Genomic DNA, 1,552 nt, shown 5'->3' with positions numbered 1-1,552 from the left:
CCGGCGCCGCCGCAACCGACGCCGCCAGCGTCACGAAATGCCCCGCCAACCGCTCGACCGACGCCCGCTCGAACAAATCCGTCCGATACTCCAGGGCTGCCAGAAGCTCACCGTCCGTCTCCGCCGCGGTCAGCTGGAGGTCGAACTTGGCGTCCTGACCGCCCACCCCGACCTGCTCGACCGTCAGGCCGGGCAGGCTCCACGACTCCCCGTCCGGGGTGTTCTGGAAGACGAACATGGTCTGGAACAGGGGGTTGCGGGACAGGTCGCGGTCGGGGGCCAGCTCGTCGACGAGGCGTTCGAAGGGCAGGTCCTGGTGGTCGTAGGCACCGAGCGCGGTGTCCTTGACCCGGTCGAGAAGTTCGGTGAACGCCGGGTCGCCGGACAGGTCGGTGCGCAGGACGAGGGTGTTGACGAAGAAGCCGATCAGGTCCTCCGTCTCGGCACGGTTGCGGCCGGCGATGGGTGTGCCGACCGCGATGTCGTCCTGGCGGCAGTAACGCGCCAGAACGATCTGGAACAGGGACAACAACGCCATGAACAGACTCGCGCCCTGCCCGCTCGCCGTCGCCCGCAGCGCCTCCGCGACCTCCGCCGGCACCGAGAAGTACACGGTGTCGCCCTCGGCGCCCTCCCGCTCGGCCGGCCGGCCGTGGTCGGTCGGCAGCTCCAGGGCCGGAACCCCCGTGAGGCGTTCGCGCCAGTACGCCAGCTGCCTCTCCAGGAACTCCCCGTCCAGCTGCTCCCGCTGCCAGGCGGCGAAATCCGCGTACTGGATGGAGAGTTCGGGAAGCGACACCTCACGCCCGGCAACCGCAGCCGCGTACAACTCCCGCAACTCACGGGCCAGAATCCCGGAGGACCAACCGTCCGAGACAATGTGGTGCAGCGTGATCAGCACGTACTGGTCGTCGTCCGCGACGCGCACGACGTCGACCCGCAGAAGCTGCCCCCCGTCCAGTTCGAACGGTCGTCGTGCCTCGGCCGCCATGATCTCCAGTGCGGCCCGCTCCCGCTCGGCCGCCGGGCGGCCCCGGAGGTCGTGCACCACCGGAGTGACCGACCACGGGGCGTCCACGATCTGCGAGGGACGTCCTGAGTCGTCCGTGACGAACCGGGTCCGCAGCACCTCGTGCCGGGTCACCAGACCGGTGAACGCCGCACCCAGCGCACCGGTGTCGAGCGTGCCGCGCATCCGCAGGCCGAACGGCACCAGGTATTCGGCACTGCCCGGTGTCAACTGGTCCAGGAACCACAGCCGCTGCTGCGCGAACGAAAGGGGCAGTGGGCCGCTGCTGCGGTCGAGCGGCACCAGCGGCGCCTCGTCGGCGGTCTCCAGCTCTCGTACGACCCCGGCCAGTGCGGCCGGGGTGGGCGAGGTGAAGAGGGCACGCACCGGGACGTCCAGCCCGAGCCGCTGCCGCAACCGCGACGTCACCTGGGTCGCGAGCAGTGAATGTCCGCCCAGTTCGAAGAAGTTGTCGTGGATGCCGATGGTGTCGATGCCGAGGACGTCGGTCCAGACCGCGGTGATGGTCTCTTCCGTCGAGTT

General features: G+C 69.7%; 1 protein-coding gene. It reads right to left on the bottom strand.

Annotated elements, in window-relative coordinates; translation table 11 throughout:
• On the bottom strand, positions 1 to 1,552 hold a 1,552-nt coding region (locus ACFYW1_RS39015), incomplete at both ends, for a condensation domain-containing protein (protein WP_389004591.1).

Origin of the sequence: Streptomyces sp. NPDC002669 (assembly GCF_042889165.1) — a bacterium.
In the GTDB taxonomy this organism is placed as follows: Bacteria; Actinomycetota; Actinomycetes; order Streptomycetales; family Streptomycetaceae; genus Streptomyces.
Note: the sequence above shows the minus strand (reverse complement) of the source record. Positions and strands in the feature narration are given on the sequence as shown.